Raw genomic sequence first — 18148 nt, forward strand, 5'->3', positions numbered from 1 at the left:
CTGCCTGGCTTGTTTGTATCCAGAAGCGGTGAGGGTTAGAAACTCTCCCAGGCGGGCTCCGCAGGGCGCTGAACGAGCGGTTTGGAAGCCGTGTTGCGAGTCGCTGGCAAGGCCTTGGCGGTTGAGGCCGGCGCGGTGGAGGCCTGGGTCGAGGCAGGGAGTTTGAACGTCTGCATGGCGTTGATGAGCTCCCGCGCATTGTGGCGCAGCGTCGAGGAGGCACTGGCGCTTTCGCTGACCAGGTGGGCGTTGTCCTGGGTCATTTGATCCATTTCGGAAACGGCCTGGTTGATCTCGCGCACCCCGGCGCTCTGCTCGGCGCTGGCGCTGCTGATCTCGTTCATGATGACGTTGACCCGCTCGATGGCGCTGATGATCTCTTCGGTGGACTGGCGCGCAAGGCTTGCGCGCTCGTTGCCGTGTTTGACGCGCTCGAGGTTTTTCGAAATCAGCGCGTTGATCTCTTTGGCTGCGCTGGCGCTTCGCTGGGCGAGATTGCGCACTTCGCTGGCCACCACCGCAAAGCCGCGGCCGTGTTCGCCGGCGCGTGCCGCTTCTACCGAGGCGTTCAGCGCCAGAATGTTGGTCTGAAAGGCGATCGCATCGATGGTCGCGATGATGCCGGAAATCTCCTGGGAGCTTTGGTCCAGTTCGTTCATGGTCGCGGTCATTTCGCGAACCGCCTTGCCGCCCTGGGCGGCGGTGGCGGTTGCCTGCGTCGCTTCCTGGCTTGCCCGTTCGGCGTTGTCGGCGTTCTGGGTCACGGTGCTGTTGAGCTGCTCCATGGCAGCCGCGGTTTGGGCCAGAGCGCTTGACTGCTGCTCGGTGCGCGAGGCGAGGTTGGTATTGCCTTCGGCGATCTGCTCGCTGTTGCTGGCCACCGCCTCGGCACAGCCGCGCACTTTCAATACGATCTCCTCGAGCTGCCCGGCCATGGCCACTTGCGAGGCCATGATGCCGCGTTCGCGTTTCGTGTGGCGCTCGCTTGCCACGGCCAGATTGCCGTTACCGATCGCGTTGGAAAACGCCTGGACCTCGAAGGGCTCGGCACCCAGTTCGCTCAGCAGCTGGCGCGACAGCCAGAATGCCATGAGCCCGCCGATGATCAGCGCCAGCAGGGTCAAGCCGAGCATGAGGTTTTGAAAGCTCGCGGCGGCGTGGCGGGCGTGGTCGGTGGTGACGTTGTTGAGCCGCTCCTGCAGGTCGATGAACTGATTGATGCGCGACAGCCACTCGGCGTACGCCGGCCCCGCCCGTTCGATCAAAAGCGTTTGCGCCTGGGCGAAGTCGCCTGCCCGCCGTGCGCCGACCACCGCGTCGGTCAGCTCGAGCGTTAATGCCTGCTGCGCCTGAACGCTTTCGATAATACGCGCTTCCTCTGCCGGCCCTGGGTAGTCGCGGGTGATCTTTGCCATTTCCTGAGAGGCGTTCAGGTAGTTGTCCTGAAGCCGCCGCATTTCGCTACTCAGGTCGCGGTACTGGTTGTCCGTGGCGGTAATGACGAGATCGCGAAGGGCAATGGCTCGGTCGTGAACGCTGCCGCGCCAGTCAATGGCATGGCGCTGCTTGACGGCATTGACGTCGTTGATCTCGGCCAGGTCACGATTGATCTGGCCCACTTGATAGATCCCGATGGCGGTGAGCGCGGCAAGAAAAAAGAGCAGAATCGAGAAAGCGATGGTGAGGCGGGTGCTGATTTTTAGCTGGCTTCGAGCGGGCATGCGTACAATTCCCTTGTAGCGATGGCTGTTATTGGCTGATGCAATACTAGATCGATGTACAAATATTGCATAAGCTTTTTTGATCTTTTTTTATTAGGGGTAGTTAAAAAGTGCTAGCCAAGAGGGCCGCCAGAAATTTCTGGGTAACGGCAAGAGGCTCAACGTTCGCCCACAAAAAAAGCCCCTGACCGGCGCTTGGCCGTTCAGGGGCTTTATCGTGTGCTATCAGCGCAGGGATTAGCCGTGCTTGGGCACGAAACGTCCGCCGCGAAGCTGCTCGTGATTGGGGTCGTTTTCACGCAGCACCGCGAGCACTTCCTCGGCGCGGTCGTTCATGCCCAGGCCCTGGTAGCCTTCGATCATGGTGGCCAGGGCGTCGCGGGTGGCGTTGGCTTCGGGGAAGTTTTCGATTACCCAGCGTCCGCGCTCGACGGCGGCAAGATACGCGCCGCGGCGCAGGTAGTAGTCCGCCACGTGCAGCTCGTGCTGAGCCAAAAGCTCACGCAGATAGACGATACGCTGCTGGGCATCCGGGGCGTACTCGCTTTGCGGGAAGCGCTGGATCAACTCGCGGAAATCGTTGTAGGCATCCCGCGAAGCGCCGAGGTCCCGCTTGGAGATGTCGATCAGGCGCAGCCGCTCGAGGCTGAAACGCCCGGCCTGCCAGGCAGAGAGCCCGCGCAGGTAGTAGGCGTAGTCGACCTGAGGATGATCCGGCTGCAGGCGGATGAAGCGGCTGGCCGCGGCGCGCGCCTCTTCCCAGTTGCCGTTTTCGTAGTAGGCGTAGATCAGCTCGAGCTGGGCCTGCTCGGCATGGGCGCCGAAGGGGTAGCGGGTATCCAGCGCTTCCAGGCGGTCGATGGCGATGGGGTAGCGGTTATCTTCAAGCGCGGTGCGAGCGAGCTCGTAGAGCTCGCGCTCCTGAACGTTGGAGAACTCGCCCTCATCCTGCTCGGCGGCGTCGTCGTTGTTGCTGTTGCTGGCACAGCCGGCTAGTAGAGCAAGGCTCAAGGCTACGGCGCCAAAGCGGTGGGCAGTGGAGAAAACGCGCATCATCATCCTCGTTGCAAACAAGCCTCAATCACCGAAAAGCGAAGATGGCCATAAGTAGAAATGGTAGAATAGGTCGCAATTGGCCCACTATAAAACACCTTGGCGCAAAACGCAGGCATCACCGCGTTTTGCCGCTCGGGTCTGCGTCCTAAGAGGTTCTGCATGTCGCACATCATCGAAGCCACACACCAGGTGCCCGCCACGCTTGCCGGCGCTCGCCTGGACCAGGCGGCGGCGGAGTTGTTCAGCGAATACTCCCGCGAGCGCTTGAAAGCGTGGATCAATGGCGGCGAGCTGACCGTGGACGGCGAGACCGCCAAACCCAAGGCAAAGCTCCACGGCCTCGAGACCCTGCGCCTTTGCGCTACCCTCGAGGAGGATACGCGCTTCGCCGCCCAGGAGATTCCCCTCGATATCGTGTTCGAAGACGAGGCGGTCATCGTGCTCAACAAGCCCGCGGGCATGGTGGTGCACCCGGCGGCGGGCAACCCGGACGGCACGCTCTTGAACGCGCTGCTGTTTCACTGCCCGTCGCTGGCCGAGATCCCCCGGGCGGGGATCGTTCACCGCCTTGATAAAGACACGACCGGCCTGATGATGGTGGCCAAGACTCTGACCGCCCAGACCCGGCTGGTCGAACAGCTGCAGGCGCGAAGCGTTTCGCGCCAGTACGATGCTATAGTGATCGGCAAGCCCGTATCCGGGGCCACGATCGATGCACCAATCGGCCGCCACCCGAAGGATCGCAAGCGCCAGGCCGTGACCGCCTCGGGCAAACCCGCCGTCACGCACTACCGCGTGGTCGAGCGCTTTCGCGCCCATACCCACGTGCGCTGTCAGCTCGAAACCGGGCGCACCCACCAGATTCGCGTACACATGGCCCACGCCCGCTACCCGCTGATCGGCGACCCGCTCTATGGCGGGCGGGCGCGCCTTCCGCCGGGCGCCGGCGAGCAGTTGAAGGAGATTCTGCGCGAGTTTCCCCGCCAGGCGCTGCACGCGCGCAAGCTGAGCTTTATTCATCCGGTCAGCGAAGAGCCCATGACGTTTAGAGCGTCGCTGCCCGACGAGCTCTTGATGCTGCTGGATTACCTGCGCGACGACAGCGAGACCAAACGATGAGCGATGCCATCGACCTGCACCCGAGTAAGGTAGTGCCGGATTGGCCGGCGCCGGACAACGTTCGTGGCTTCGTCACGACCCGCGAAACCGGCCCTAGCCAGAACGACTTCGCCGCCTTCAATCCGGCCAGCCACGTTGGCGATCATCCGGATCACGTGGCGCTTTGCCGGCGCCTGCTGCAAAAAGAGGTCGGCGACGACCGCCCGCTGTTGTGGCTCGATCAGATTCACAGCGCCCGCGTGCAGCAGAGCTTTCAAGCGAGCCCGCCTAAAGCGGACGCCTCGATCGCCACGACCAGCGAGTACGCCTGCGTGGTGCTCACCGCCGACTGCCTGCCGGTGTTCTTCTGCAACCGCCAGGGCAGCCAGGTAGCGGTGGCCCACGCCGGCTGGCGCGGGCTTGCCAGCGGCGTGCTGGAGGCGACGGTCGCGGCGATGAACTGCGACGCCAACGATATTCTGGTGTGGCTGGGGCCGGCGATCTCCAACGCCCAGTTCGAGGTCGGCCCGGAGGTGTATGGCGCCTTCGTCGGTGCCCATCCGGAGAGCGCGGACGCCTTCGAGCACAGCCCCTACCGGCTCAACCACTACATGGCCGACCTCTACCGGCTGGCGCGCTTTCGCCTGGCGACTCTGGGCGTTCACCACATCAGCGGCGGCCACTTCTGTACCGCCTGCGAATCGCGCTTTTACTCCTACCGCCGTGACTCGGGGCGCACCGGGCGCATGGCCAGCGTCATCTGGCTCGCCAACGAACCGGCGTGAGTGAATCCGAATTTAACCCTGCATGAGCTCTTGAAAGCGCCCTGAATCGGCACCATTTAATTTGTCAAGCCAAACCTTCTGGCAAATTGAAACCGTTCAGGGCCACGCCGCGCGTCCAAACGCGCGGCCACCCCGGGAGAATGCCATGCGATTCGATAAATTCACCGCGAAGCTCCAGTCCGCCGTTGCCGAGGCGCAGTCTCTGGCTGTCGGCCAGGGCCATAATCAGCTCGAGCCCGTTCACCTTCTGCTTTCCCTGCTCGATACCCGCGACACCGGGATCAAGGCGCTCATCGACAAGACCGGTGGGGCGAGTTCGCGCCTGCGCGACGCGCTCAAGCGCCTGCTCGAGGATCTGCCCAAAGTCAGCCAGTTCGATGGCAATGTGCAGCCCTCGCGCGATCTGGTGAAACTTTTCAACCTCACCGACCGCGAAGCGCAAAAGCGCGGCGACCAGTTCATCGCCAGCGAACTCGTGTTGCTCGCGGCACTTGAGGCCGGCGGCGCGGTGGCGAAGGCGATGAAAGAGGCCGGCATCGAGCGCAAGAATCTCGAAAGCGCGATCGAGAGCCTTCGCGGCGGCGCGAGTGTGAGTGATGCCAACGCCGAGGATCAGCGTGAGGCGCTCAACAAGTACACCCTCGACCTCACCCAGCGGGCGCTTGAAGGCAAGCTCGACCCGGTGATCGGCCGCGACGACGAGATTCGCCGCACGATTCAGGTGCTCCAGCGGCGCACCAAGAACAACCCGGTATTGATCGGCGAGCCCGGCGTGGGCAAGACCGCCATCGTCGAGGGGCTGGCCAGTCGTATTGTCGATGGCGAGGTGCCGGAAGGGCTGAAGGACAAGCGCGTGCTGTCGCTGGACATGGGATCCTTGCTGGCTGGCGCCAAGTTTCGCGGCGAATTCGAAGAGCGCCTGAAATCGGTCCTCAAGGAGCTTGCCCAGGAAGAGGGCCGAGTGATCCTGTTCATCGACGAGCTGCACACCATGGTCGGCGCCGGCAAGGCCGACGGCGCGATGGACGCCGGTAACATGCTCAAACCGGCGCTTGCCCGCGGCGAGCTGCACTGCGTGGGCGCGACCACCCTCGATGAGTACCGCAAGTACATCGAAAAGGACGCCGCGCTCGAGCGCCGCTTCCAGAAGGTGCTGGTCGACGAGCCCTCGGAAGAGGACACCGTCGCCATTTTGCGCGGTTTGAAGGAGCGCTACGAGGTGCACCACGGCGTGGCGATCACGGATTCCGCGATCATCGCCGCGGCGAAGCTCTCTACCCGCTACATCACCGACCGCCAACTGCCGGACAAGGCGATCGATCTGATCGACGAAGCCGCCTCGCGCATCCGCATGGAGCTCGATTCCAAGCCCGAATCGATGGATCGCCTCGACCGGCGCCTGATCCAGCTCAAGATGGAGCGCGAGGCGCTCAAGAAAGAGACCGACGAAGCCACCAAAAAACGCCTTGAGGCGCTGAACGATCACATCCATGATCTGGAACGCGAGTACGCCGATCTCGACGAGATCTGGAAGGCCGAAAAAGCCAGCATTCAGGGCGCCGCCCAGTTCAAGGCCGAGCTCGAGCAGGCGCGCCTGGATCTCGAGCAGGCGCGTCGCCAGGGCGATCTTGGTCGCATGTCCGAAATCCAGTACGGCAAGATTCCCGAACTCGAGAAGAAGATCGCGGAAAGCGGTGAAGGCGAAACCGATACCGCCCATCACCAGCTGTTGCGCTCCAACGTGACCGAAGAGGAGATCGCCGAGGTCGTTTCGCGCTGGACCGGCATTCCGGTGTCGAAAATGCTCGAAGGTGAGCGCGACAAGCTCCTGCGCATGGAAGAGGCGCTGCACGAGCGCGTGATCGGCCAGGAGGAAGCGGTCGAGGCGGTGGCCAACGCGGTGCGCCGCTCGCGGGCCGGCCTTGCCGACCCGAACCGGCCCAACGGTTCGTTTCTGTTTCTCGGCCCGACCGGGGTGGGCAAGACCGAGCTTTGCAAGTCGCTGGCCAACTTCCTCTTCGATACCGAGGAGGCGATGGTGCGTATCGACATGTCCGAGTTCATGGAGAAGCACTCCGTGGCGCGGCTGATCGGCGCGCCTCCCGGCTACGTCGGTTATGAGGAGGGCGGCTATCTGACCGAAGCGGTGCGCCGCAAGCCCTACTCGGTGCTGCTGCTCGACGAGGTGGAAAAGGCACACCCGGATGTGTTCAACATTCTGCTGCAGGTGCTCGAAGACGGGCGGCTGACCGACGGCCAGGGCCGCACGGTAGATTTTCGTAACACCGTGATCGTGATGACCTCGAACATGGGTTCGGACATCATCCAGCGCATGGGCGGCGAGAACAGTGACGACGCCGGCTATGAAGCGATGAAGGACGCGGTGATGGACGTGGTCGGCAACCACTTCCGCCCAGAGCTCATCAACCGCATCGACGAAGTAGTGGTCTTCCACGCCCTGGGGCAGACGCAGATTCAGGCGATTGCGTCTATCCAGCTCGAGCGCTTGAAGGCGCGCCTTGCCGAGCACGGTTTGAGTCTCCAGGTCAGCGACGAGGCCATGGCGCAGCTCGCGGTCGTCGGTTTCGACCCGGTGTTCGGGGCGCGGCCGCTCAAGCGGGCGATCCAGAGCCGGATCGAGAACCCGCTGGCCCAGGACCTGCTCGCCGGCAAGTACGCACCGGGCGCGACCATCCACGTCAGCGCCGAGGAGGGCAAGCTGGTCTTCGCCTGATAGCACGTGATGTGATCGACCGACCCCGCCGGCCAGCCCGGCGGGGTTTTTGTTTTGGTGCACCCGCCCCGGTTTGGGGCGATGAAAGGTTGACAGGCAAGAGGCGCTATTGGAATCTTGTGGGTTCCTGATTTGCGGACGCGGACCCCACGGGTAACCCCCTATCCCCGCGTGAAGGGTAGGCTTTCGCCTTTACCCGCCGAAGGACTTCCGGGCTCAAGTCAACCGCTTGGCCTGGCCAACGCCCCGACGCGGTGAACCGCCGTGAAAGGACGCCGTTTCAACACGGCCTCCGATGAGAGTGCTGGCCCTAACCGGGCCGTATGCCAGGGTTTGGCATCAGGTGTCGGCATCGCCGGCAGCGGCATACCGCCGCACTCGACCCCGCAGCCATCTGCGGATCGCACTCGAGACCTTTAGGGGAGAATTACTGTGGAACTGCTTTCCGGCGCAGACATGATCGCCCGCTTCTTGAAAGACGAGGGCGTCGAATACATTTATGGGTACCCCGGTGGGGCGGCGCTACATATCTATGATGCGCTCTTCCGTCAGGACGATGTCAAACATATTCTGGTGCGCCACGAGCAGGCGGCGACCCACGCCGCCGACGGCTACGCCCGCGCCTCCGGTAAGCCCGGCGTGGTGCTGGTGACCTCCGGGCCCGGCGCGACCAACGCCGTGACCGGCATCGCCACCGCCTATATGGACTCCATTCCCATGGTCGTGCTGTGCGGCCAGGTCATGAGCCATTTGATCGGCGAAGACGCTTTCCAGGAAACCGATATCGTCGGCGTGACCCGCCCGATCGTGAAGCACAGCTTCTCGATTCGTCACCCCTCCGAAATTCCGGACGTGCTGAAAAAGGCGTTCTATCTCGCCTCGACCGGCCGCCCGGGCCCGGTGGTGGTCGATATCCCGAAGGATATGACCGCGCCGACCGAGCGCTACGAGTACGCTTACCCGAAAAAGGTCAAGCTGCGCTCTTATAACCCGGTCAGCCGCGGCCACACCGGGCAGATCAAAAAGGCCGTCGAGCTGATGCTCAAGGCCAAACGCCCGGTGTTCTATACCGGCGGCGGCGTGGTCACCGGCCGTGCCAGCGAAGGTTTGACGGATCTGGTCAAGAAACTCGGCTTTCCGATTACCACCACGCTCATGGGCATCGGCGCCTACCCGCAAAGCGACAAGCAGTGCCTGGGTTGGCTCGGCATGCACGGCTCTTATGAGTCCAACATGGCGATGCACCACGCGGATTTGATCATTGCCATCGGTGCGCGCTTCGACGACCGGGTGACCAACAACACCTCGAAATTCTGCCCCACGGCGAAAATCGTTCACGTCGACGTCGACCCGAGCTCGATCTCCAAGACCGTGCGCGCCGACGTGCCGATCGTCGGCCCTGCCGCCGGCGTCATCAACGAGATGATTAGTCTCGTTCAAGGGCGCACGGTGGAAAACACCGACGCGCTTAACGAGTGGTGGGAGAAGATCGACGGCTGGCGCCTGGATCGCGAAGGCAAGCTCTATGAGCCGTCCAACGCCGGCGAGGCGCTCAAGCCTCAGGAAGTGGTCGAGGCAGTTTGCCGCGTGACCCGGGGCGAGGCGTTCGTCACCACCGATGTCGGCCAGCACCAGATGTTCGCCGCTCAGTACTACAAGTTCGACAAGCCCAACCGGCTGATCACCTCCGGGGGATTGGGTACCATGGGCTTTGGCTTCCCGGCGGCCATGGGCATCAAGAAGAGCTATCCGGATGATGACGTGGTGTGTATCACCGGTGAAGGCAGCTTTCAGATGATGATGCAGGAACTCTCTACCTGTAAGCAGTACGGGGTAGGGGTGAAGATCGTCAACCTGAACAACCAGTCGCTCGGCATGGTGCGCCAGTGGCAGGACTTGAACTACAAGTCGCGCCACGCCCACTCCTATATGGAGTCCTTGCCGGATTTCCATCTTCTGATCGAGGCCTACGGTTTTACCGCGATTACCGTGACCACGAAAGAGGAGCTGGAGACGGCACTGGCCCGCGCCTTCGAGGACAAGCACGAACTGGTGTTCCTCGATATCAAGGTCGACCCCTTCGAGCACGTCTATCCGATGCAAGTGCCGCTTGGCGCGATGCGTGACATGCTGCTGTCCAAAACGGAGCGTACCTGATGCGTCATATCATCTCGATTCTTCTGGAAAACGAACCGGGTGCGCTATCACGTGTGGTGGGCTTGTTTTCTCAGCGTAACTTCAACATCGAAACGCTCAACGTTGCACCCACCGAAGACCCGTCGCTCTCACGGCTGACGGTCACCACGGTGGGCGATGATCGCGTGATCGAGCAGATCACCAAGCACCTCAACAAGCTGATCGACGTGGTCAAGCTGGTCGATTTGACCGAGGGTAACCACATCGAGCGCGAGCTGATGCTGGTGAAAGTGAAAGCGCTGGGCGCTGCCCGCGACGAGGTCAAACGCACGGTCGACATCTTCCGCGCCCAGGTGGTGGATGTGACGCCGAGCCTCTACACCGTGCAGATCACCGGCGACGCCGCCAAACTCGACGCGTTCCTGCAGGCCATGGCGCCGGTGGGCATTCTCGAAGTGGCGCGCACCGGGGTGTCCGGTATCGCTCGGGGCGACAAGGTGCTGTCGCTCTAGCGCTCGCTCTTCGCCTGCGTTTAAAAGCCGCCCCCAAGGGCGGCTTTTTTGTCAGCGCTTTGCAGGCATGGCGGTGTGGTAGTTATCGCACTCTACCGACGTTTGAGCCAGGCTGTTGCGATAGCCGCAATCGCGGTAGCCGCCGGCCGGGTAGCGTGTAGAATGAAAACCGGACTACAAACGATTTCAGATTAGGGATGACGCACATGACTCAGGATGCTCACGATCAAGAGCCAGGACATACGCCGCCGCCTTACAAGCCCGACCGCGACAGCGACTCGGTGAGCAACGAAGACCTCGCTACGGCATTTCTACGTGAAACCGAGGTGGTCGAAGAGTCCGTCGAGGACGGCAAAAAAATTCGCCGCAAGGGGATTTACCTGCTGCCCAACCTCTTTACCACCTCGGCGCTCTTTTCCGGCTTCTTTGCCGTGGTGGCCGGCATTAACGGCGACTTCAGCTCGGCGGCTATCGCCATTTTCATCGCCATGGTGCTCGATGGGCTGGACGGGCGCGTGGCGCGCATGACCAACACTCAAAGTGCTTTCGGCGCAGAGTACGATAGCCTCGCCGACATGATCTCGTTTGGCATGGCGCCCGCGCTGGTAGCCTTTAGCTGGATTTTGCAGGATATCGGTAAGACCGGCTGGGTCGTTGCCTTTCTCTACGTGGCCTGCGCCGCGTTAAGACTGGCGCGCTTCAACGTACAGATCGGTAGCACCGACAAGAAGTGGTTCATCGGCCTGCCGAGCCCTTCTGCGGCGGCAGTTGTGGCGGCCAGTGTCTGGACCTTTCACAGCTTCGACGCCGACGCCTTTGGCTTCAAACTTCTGATGCTGGTACTGGTCGGCGCGGCGGGCATTTTGATGGTCAGCAATATCCGCTACTACAGCTTCAAGGAGCTCGACTTCAAAAAGCCGGTGCCATTTGTCGTACTGCTGGCGGTGGTACTCGGTTTCGTGATGATCTCGGTAGAACCGTCCGCGATGCTGCTACTGCTGTTCGGTGCCTATGTGCTTTCCGGCCCGGTACATGCGGTTATGCGCAAGGCTAAAAACGGCCGTAAAAAAGGGCGTGCCTGACACGGCTGTATGACACCCTGATGACGGCACGCATCTTTTTGAAAAAAGCGCTTGCGCTCGCCGCATCAAATCCGTAAAGTACGCATCCGCTGCCGGGGACGGACAACGTTTCCAGCGGTGGATGAAGGTGAAAACCTTCGGTTTGTCAGGAAGTTAGAGCAATGTTCGATTGGTTTGAACGGCTCGCTTCACTCGCTGAAATCAGCGGTTGACAAATTCACCGGAATGCGTAGAATACGCCTTCCTCGACGGGCAAGCGGTTCAGGTCATCGAACGGTTCGTCGAAAGCTCTTTAACAATTTGATCAGGCAATTCATGTGGGCGTTTGCCGATGAGGGTGACAAGTCACCTTATATCAAGGCAGACGAACACAGCGATACCCTTCGAGGTATCACGGTAAATTCGTTTGAACCTTGAGCCAGGATTGATTCGCCTCTGCGTCATGTCTTCGTATGTGGGGCAGGCAAGAATCACACTGATTTTAAACTGAAGAGTTTGATCATGGCTCAGATTGAACGCTGGCGGCAGGCTTAACACATGCAAGTCGAGCGGCAGCACGGGAAGCTTGCTTCCTGGTGGCGAGCGGCGGACGGGTGAGTAATGCATGGGAATCCACCCGATAGTGGGGGATAACCTGGGGAAACCCAGGCTAATACCGCATACGTCCTACGGGAGAAAGGGGGCTTCGGCTCCCGCTATCGGACGAGCCCATGTCGGATTAGCTAGCTGGTGAGGTAACGGCTCACCAGGGCGACGATCCGTAGCTGGTCTGAGAGGATGATCAGCCACATCGGGACTGAGACACGGCCCGAACTCCTACGGGAGGCAGCAGTGGGGAATATTGGACAATGGGCGCAAGCCTGATCCAGCCATGCCGCGTGTGTGAAGAAGGCCCTCGGGTTGTAAAGCACTTTCAGTGGGGAAGAAAGCCTGCCGGTTAATACCCGTCAGGAAGGACATCACCCACAGAAGAAGCACCGGCTAACTCCGTGCCAGCAGCCGCGGTAATACGGAGGGTGCAAGCGTTAATCGGAATTACTGGGCGTAAAGCGCGCGTAGGTGGCTTGACAAGCCGGTTGTGAAAGCCCCGGGCTCAACCTGGGAACGGCATCCGGAACTGTCAGGCTAGAGTGCAGGAGAGGAAGGTGGAATTCCCGGTGTAGCGGTGAAATGCGTAGAGATCGGGAGGAATACCAGTGGCGAAGGCGGCCTTCTGGACTGACACTGACACTGAGGTGCGAAAGCGTGGGTAGCAAACAGGATTAGATACCCTGGTAGTCCACGCCGTAAACGATGTCGACCAGCCGTTGGGTGCCTTGTGCACCTTGTGGCGAAGTTAACGCGATAAGTCGACCGCCTGGGGAGTACGGCCGCAAGGTTAAAACTCAAATGAATTGACGGGGGCCCGCACAAGCGGTGGAGCATGTGGTTTAATTCGATGCAACGCGAAGAACCTTACCTGCTCTTGACATCCTGCGAACCCGGAAGAGATTCCGGGGTGCCTTCGGGAACGCAGAGACAGGTGCTGCATGGCTGTCGTCAGCTCGTGTTGTGAAATGTTGGGTTAAGTCCCGTAACGAGCGCAACCCTTGTCCCTATTTGCCAGCGCGTAATGGCGGGAACTCTAGGGAGACTGCCGGTGACAAACCGGAGGAAGGTGGGGACGACGTCAAGTCATCATGGCCCTTACGAGCAGGGCTACACACGTGCTACAATGGCCGGTACAAAGGGCAGCGAACTCGCGAGAGCAAGCGAATCCCGAAAAGCCGGTCTCAGTCCGGATCGGAGTCTGCAACTCGACTCCGTGAAGTCGGAATCGCTAGTAATCGTGGATCAGAATGCCACGGTGAATACGTTCCCGGGCCTTGTACACACCGCCCGTCACACCATGGGAGTGGACTGCACCAGAAGTGGTTAGCTTAACCCTCGGGAAAGCGATCACCACGGTGTGGTTCATGACTGGGGTGAAGTCGTAACAAGGTAGCCGTAGGGGAACCTGCGGCTGGATCACCTCCTTAAACGATGCGTCATCCTCGCGGTAAACGTCCACAATGAATTGCCTGATCGAATGCTGTTGATGAGCAGTGACAAGCGCTGTGTTTTCACACACTGAAAGAAAAATCCCTTGGGTATTTTGGGTCTTTTTTCCAACGTGAAGAACGCTTGTCACTGCTTATGGCAGTCGCTCTTTAACAATGTATATCATGCTGACAGTATCGAATGACGATACGGTGACATGAGCTTCGGCTCCTGTAATCGTGACGTGATCTCGATACGCAATTGTTTTGTGATACGTCTCAAGCGTATCCGGCAATCGTTGTCATTGCGGGCCCGGACTCCTTCGGGTTATAGGGTCAAGCAATGAAGCGCACACGGTGGATGCCTAGGCAGCCAGAGGCGATGAAAGACGTGGAAGCCTGCGATAAGGTTCGGTGAGGTGGCAAACGACCTGTGACCCGAACATTTCTGAATGGGGAAACCCACCGACCACAAGGTCGGTATCGTATCCTGAATACATAGGGATACGAGGCGAACCGGGGGAACTGAAACATCTAAGTACCCCGAGGAAAAGAAATCAACCGAGATTCCCCCAGTAGCGGCGAGCGAACGGGGACCAGCCCTTAAGTTGTGCAATCGATAGGCGAACAGTCTGGGAAGTCTGACCATAGCGGGTGATAGTCCCGTAGCCGAAATCCGAGCACAGTGAAATCGAGTAGGTCGGGGCACGAGAAACCCTGATTGAAGACGGGGGGACCATCCTCCAAGGCTAAATACTCCTGGCTGACCGATAGTGAACCAGTACCGTGAGGGAAAGGCGAAAAGAACCCCGGCGAGGGGAGTGAAATAGATCCTGAAACCGTGTGCGTACAAGCAGTGGGAGCAGACTTGTTCTGTGACTGCGTACCTTTTGTATAATGGGTCAGCGACTTATATTCAGTGGCGAGCTTAACCGAATAGGGGAGGCGTAGAGAAATCGAGTCTTAACTGGGCGACCAGTCGCTGGATATAGACCCGAAACCGGGCGATCTATCCATGAGCAGGGTGAAGGTTGAGTAACATCAACTGGAGGCCCGAACCAGGATCTGTTGAAAAAGATTTGGATGACTTGTGGATCGGAGTGAAAGGCTAATCAAGCCCGGAGATAGCTGGTTCTCCTCGAAAGCTATTTAGGTAGCGCCTCACGTATCACCACCGGGGGTAGAGCACTGTTTCGGCTAGGGGGTCATCCCGACTTACCAACCCGAGGCAAACTCCGAATACCGGTGAGTGCAGCGTGGGAGACACACGGCGGGTGCTAACGTCCGTCGTGAAAAGGGAAACAACCCGGACCGTCAGCTAAGGTCCCCAAATCCTGGTTAAGTGGGAAACGATGTGGGAAGGCTCAGACAGCCAGGAGGTTGGCTTAGAAGCAGCCATCCTTTAAAGAAAGCGTAATAGCTCACTGGTCGAGTCGGCCTGCGCGGAAGATGTAACGGGGCTAAACCAGGTACCGAAGCTACGGGTTCATCCTCTGGATGAGCGGTAGAGGAGCGTCGTGTACGCCGATGAAGGTGGATCGAGAGGTCTGCTGGAGGTATCACGAGTGCGAATGCTGACATGAGTAACGATAAGGGGAGTGAAAAACTCCCCCGCCGGAAGACCAAGGGTTTCTGTTCGATGCTAATCAGAGCAGAGTGAGTCGGCCCCTAAGGCGAGGCCGAAAGGCGTAGTCGATGGGAAACGGGTCAATATTCCCGTACCGGACATGATTGCGATGGGGGGACGGAGAAGGCTAGGTGAGCCGGGCGCTGGTTGTCCCGGTGAAAGCAGGTAGGCTGAATGCTCAGGCAAATCCGGGCGTTCAAGGCCGAGATGCGAGACGAACTGACCACGGTCAGGAAGTCACTGATGCCACGCTTCCAGGAAAAGCCTCTAAGCTTCAGATCATGTGCGACCGTACCCCAAACCGACACAGGTGGTCAGGGTGAGAATCCCAAGGCGCTTGAGAGAACTCGGGTGAAGGAACTAGGCAAAATGGTGCCGTAACTTCGGGAGAAGGCACGCCGGCGTAGGGTAGAGGGACTTGCTCCCCGAGCCCGAACCGGCCGAAGATACCAGGTGGCTGCAACTGTTTAGTAAAAACACAGCACTCTGCCAACGCGCAAGCGGACGTATAGGGTGTGACGCCTGCCCGGTGCCGGAAGGTTAAGTGATGGTGTTAGGATTCGTCCGAAGCTCCTGATCGAAGCCCCGGTAAACGGCGGCCGTAACTATAACGGTCCTAAGGTAGCGAAATTCCTTGTCGGGTAAGTTCCGACCTGCACGAATGGCGTAATGATGGCCACGCTGTCTCCACCCGAGACTCAGTGAAATTGAAATCGCCGTGAAGATGCGGTGTACCCGCGGCTAGACGGAAAGACCCCGTGAACCTTTACTATAGCTTCACACTGGATACTGATGTTGCCTGTGTAGGATAGCCGGGAGGCTTGGAACTCCGGACGCCAGTTCGGAGGGAGCCACCCTTGAAATACCGGCCTGGCATCATTGGTGTTCTCACTCCGACCCGTCATCCGGGTCGAGGACAGTGTGTGGTGGGTAGTTTGACTGGGGCGGTCTCCTCCCAAAGAGTAACGGAGGAGCACGAAGGTACCCTCAGCACGGTCGGACATCGTGCAATGAGTGCAAGAGCATAAGGGTGCTTGACTGCGAGACAGACACGTCGAGCAGGTGCGAAAGCAGGTTCTAGTGATCCGGTGGTTCTGTATGGAAGGGCCATCGCTCAACGGATAAAAGGTACTCCGGGGATAACAGGCTGATACCGCCCAAGAGTTCACATCGACGGCGGTGTTTGGCACCTCGATGTCGGCTCATCACATCCTGGGGCTGAAGTCGGTCCCAAGGGTATGGCTGTTCGCCATTTAAAGTGGTACGCGAGCTGGGTTTAGAACGTCGTGAGACAGTTCGGTCCCTATCTGCCGTGGGCGTTGGATGTTTGAGAAGGGCTGCTCCTAGTACGAGAGGACCGGAGTGGACGCACCTCTGGTGTTCCGGTTGTCACGCCAGTGGCATTGCCGGGTAGCTATGTGCGGACGGGATAACCGCTGAAAGCATCTAAGCGGGAAGCCCCCTTCAAGATGAGACATCCCCGAGGCCTCGAGCCTCCTGAAGGGCCCAGCGAGACCAGCTGGTTGATAGGCACGGTGTGGACGCACCGCAAGGTGTTGAGCTAACGTGTACTAATGGCCCGTGAGGCTTGACCCTATAACACCCAAGGGGTTCGGCCCGCAGTGACAACGAAGCAGGAACCGGATACGCACGAGCATGAAGCGAAAGGCTTCATGTCGAACGGGACGATCACGAAACCGTCAGCCGATATACATTGACAGTTACGCCTGACGACCATGGCTTGCGTGAACCACCCGATCCCTTGCCGAACTCGGAAGTGAAACCGCAACGCGCCGATGGTAGTGTGGGGTCTCCCCATGCGAGAGTAGGTTATCGTCAGGCACCTACACCCGAAAATCCCCCGTCTCGTTGAGGCTGGGGATTTTTTTGTGCGCGGAAAAAAGCAGGAGAGCCGGTGGCCGGCTGGGTGGCCGGTGACCACCCCGGCGGCGCGGTGCGCCGCATCGCTGGCTAAAGCCTGCTCCTACGGACAATCGCGCCCCGATTTACTGTAGGAGCCCGATTCATCGGGCGATGGCGGCGACAGCCGCCCAGGGCCCGGGGTTGGGTTTGCCATCGTGCCTGCCATTCACCCAAGCGGCGCGGTGCGCCGCATCGCTGGCTAAAGCCTGCTCCTACGGGACAATCGTGCCCCGATCTACCGTAGGAGCCCGATTCATCGGGCGATGGCGGCGACAGCCGCCCGGGGTTGGGTTTGCCATCGTGCCTGCCGTCCACCCAAGCGGTGCGCCGCGTCGCTGGCTAAAGCCTGCTCCTACAAGAGCGGGTTGAAATGGCTATCACCAGTTAACGACAAATGCTTTCCAACGCTTCCATCAGGCTATCCATTTCATCATCGGTGCCGATGGTGATGCGCAGGAAGTTGCCCAGAATATCCGTGTTGAAGTGGCGTACCAGAATGCCGCGCTCACGAAGGCCGGCGAAGAGCTGGGCGCCTTGAAAGTCGGGGTGCTGCGTCAGCACGAAGTTGGCTTTTGACGGCAGTACCTCAAAGCCGAGCGCCTCGAGGCGTTCGCGGGTGCGTTCGCGAGTGGCGATCACATGGTTGCGGCAGGCGTCGAAGTGCGCCTGATCCTTGAGCGCCTCGATACCCAACACACTGGCCAGGCTATCCACCGGGAAGGAGTTGAAGGAGTCCTTGACCCGCTGCAGCCCATCGATCAGCGCCGGCGAGCCGATCGCGTAGCCCAGCCGTAGGCCGGCAAGGCTTCTTGATTTGGAGAACGTACCGGTCACCAGCAGGTTCGGGTAGCGTTTGATGAGCGCAACGGCGCTATCGGCGCCGAAGTCGACGTAGGCCTCATCGACCAGCACCACGCGATCCGGTACCCGCTGTAGAAGTGCCTCGATGTTCTCGAGCGAGTGGGCGTGGCCGGTAGGCGCGTTGGGGTTGGCCAGGATGACGCCGCTGCGCTCGGCGCTCGCGGTCAGGGCGTCGAGGTCGACTTCCCACTGGGCGTTGAGCGGGTGCTGGCGAAGTTCGATCCCGTACAGTTTGGCGTAGACCGGGTAAAAGCTATAGGTAATGGCCGGCGCATCGAGCGGCGCGCCGTGGCAGAAAAAGGCCTGGAACGCGAAGGCCAGCACCTCATCGGAGCCGTTGCCGACAAACGTCTGCTCCAGGTCGACGTCGAACGTATCGGCCAGCGTCTGTCGAAGCGCGCGTGAGGTCGGGTCCGGGTAGAGGCGCAAGTGGTCGGTGGCGTAATCGCGCAGCGCCTGACCCACGCCCGGGGCCGGCGGATAGGGGTTTTCATTGGTGTTGAGCTTGATCAGACGCTCGACGGGCTGTTCGCCGGGCACGTACGGGGTCAGCGACCGGACGGCGGGGCTCCAGAATTGGCTCATGAGGGACACC

At 60.3% G+C, this 18148-nt stretch carries 9 protein-coding genes and 3 rRNA genes; 9 read left to right on the plus strand and 3 right to left on the minus strand.

Annotated features, from left to right (window positions below; translation table 11 throughout):
• Positions 1-35: 35 nt before the first annotated feature.
• Together RN347_RS02910 and RN347_RS02915 are read right to left on the minus strand one after the other, a co-directional pair.
• Positions 36-1721 carry a methyl-accepting chemotaxis protein gene (locus tag RN347_RS02910; protein WP_311960094.1) on the minus strand — a complete coding sequence of 562 codons (1686 nt, stop codon included), beginning with the start codon at positions 1719-1721 and terminating at the stop codon, positions 36-38.
• 237 nt (positions 1722-1958) lie between these two features.
• Positions 1959-2774, minus strand: a complete 816-nt coding sequence (locus tag RN347_RS02915; RefSeq protein WP_311960096.1) for an outer membrane protein assembly factor BamD — start codon at positions 2772-2774, stop codon at positions 1959-1961.
• A gap of 162 nt (positions 2775-2936) precedes the next feature.
• Between RN347_RS02915 and rluD the strand changes: the two genes are divergently transcribed.
• The 9 genes from rluD to rrf all read left to right on the plus strand — a co-directional run bounded on the left by rluD (position 2937) and on the right by rrf (position 16611).
• Positions 2937-3896, plus strand: a complete 960-nt coding sequence (gene rluD / locus RN347_RS02920; RefSeq protein ID WP_311960099.1) for a 23S rRNA pseudouridine(1911/1915/1917) synthase RluD — start codon at positions 2937-2939, stop codon at positions 3894-3896.
• Positions 3893-4660, plus strand: a complete 768-nt coding sequence (gene pgeF, locus RN347_RS02925) for a peptidoglycan editing factor PgeF (RefSeq protein ID WP_311960101.1) — start codon at positions 3893-3895, stop codon at positions 4658-4660. Before rluD ends, pgeF begins: the two co-directional genes overlap by 4 nt.
• A gap of 145 nt (positions 4661-4805) precedes the next feature.
• Positions 4806-7394, plus strand: coding sequence for an ATP-dependent chaperone ClpB (gene clpB, locus RN347_RS02930; RefSeq protein WP_311960103.1), 2589 nt, complete (start codon positions 4806-4808; stop codon positions 7392-7394).
• A 432-nt stretch (positions 7395-7826) separates the two neighbouring features.
• Positions 7827-9551, plus strand: a complete 1725-nt coding sequence (locus tag RN347_RS02935; protein ID WP_311960105.1) for an acetolactate synthase 3 large subunit — start codon at positions 7827-7829, stop codon at positions 9549-9551.
• Positions 9551-10042: an acetolactate synthase small subunit gene (ilvN, locus tag RN347_RS02940; protein WP_263585128.1), complete on the plus strand. Its 492-nt coding sequence runs from the start codon at positions 9551-9553 to the stop codon at positions 10040-10042. The genes RN347_RS02935 and ilvN overlap by 1 nt, the downstream gene beginning before the upstream one ends.
• 206 nt (positions 10043-10248) lie before the next feature.
• Positions 10249-11124 (plus strand): CDP-diacylglycerol--serine O-phosphatidyltransferase, encoded by an 876-nt coding sequence (pssA, locus tag RN347_RS02945; protein WP_311960109.1) that lies wholly within the window; start codon positions 10249-10251, stop codon positions 11122-11124.
• A gap of 483 nt (positions 11125-11607) precedes the next feature.
• Positions 11608-13142 (plus strand): 16S ribosomal RNA (locus RN347_RS02950).
• Positions 13143-13476: 334 nt separating this feature from the next.
• A 23S ribosomal RNA gene (locus RN347_RS02955) occupies positions 13477-16365 on the plus strand.
• Between the two features lie 130 nt (positions 16366-16495).
• A 5S ribosomal RNA gene (rrf, locus tag RN347_RS02960) occupies positions 16496-16611 on the plus strand.
• The 16S, 23S and 5S rRNA genes sit together here, the layout of an rRNA operon.
• A gap of 465 nt (positions 16612-17076) precedes the next feature.
• Here rrf and hisC read toward each other — a convergent pair.
• On the minus strand, positions 17077-18138 hold the full coding sequence (hisC, locus tag RN347_RS02965) for a histidinol-phosphate transaminase (RefSeq protein ID WP_311960111.1): 1062 nt from the start codon (positions 18136-18138) through the stop codon (positions 17077-17079).
• Positions 18139-18148 lie beyond the last annotated feature (10 nt).

The sequence above is a fragment of the Halomonas sp. PAMB 3264 genome (assembly GCF_031954245.1).
GTDB lineage: Bacteria > Pseudomonadota > Gammaproteobacteria > Pseudomonadales > Halomonadaceae > Vreelandella.

Excerpts from the sequence above, each read along its gene's own strand:
- RN347_RS02910 (WP_311960094.1), bottom strand. The coding sequence starts at position 1,721 with ATGCCCGCTCGAAGCCAGCTAAAAATCAGCACCCGCCTCACCATCGCT.
- RN347_RS02915 (WP_311960096.1), bottom strand. The coding sequence starts at position 2,774 with ATGCGCGTTTTCTCCACTGCCCACCGCTTTGGCGCCGTAGCCTTGAGC.
- rluD (WP_311960099.1), top strand. The coding sequence starts at position 2,937 with ATGTCGCACATCATCGAAGCCACACACCAGGTGCCCGCCACGCTTGCC.
- pgeF (WP_311960101.1), top strand. The coding sequence starts at position 3,893 with ATGAGCGATGCCATCGACCTGCACCCGAGTAAGGTAGTGCCGGATTGG.
- clpB (WP_311960103.1), top strand. The coding sequence starts at position 4,806 with ATGCGATTCGATAAATTCACCGCGAAGCTCCAGTCCGCCGTTGCCGAG.
- ilvN (WP_263585128.1), top strand. The coding sequence starts at position 9,551 with ATGCGTCATATCATCTCGATTCTTCTGGAAAACGAACCGGGTGCGCTA.
- pssA (WP_311960109.1), top strand. The coding sequence starts at position 10,249 with ATGACTCAGGATGCTCACGATCAAGAGCCAGGACATACGCCGCCGCCT.
- hisC (WP_311960111.1), bottom strand. The coding sequence starts at position 18,138 with ATGAGCCAATTCTGGAGCCCCGCCGTCCGGTCGCTGACCCCGTACGTG.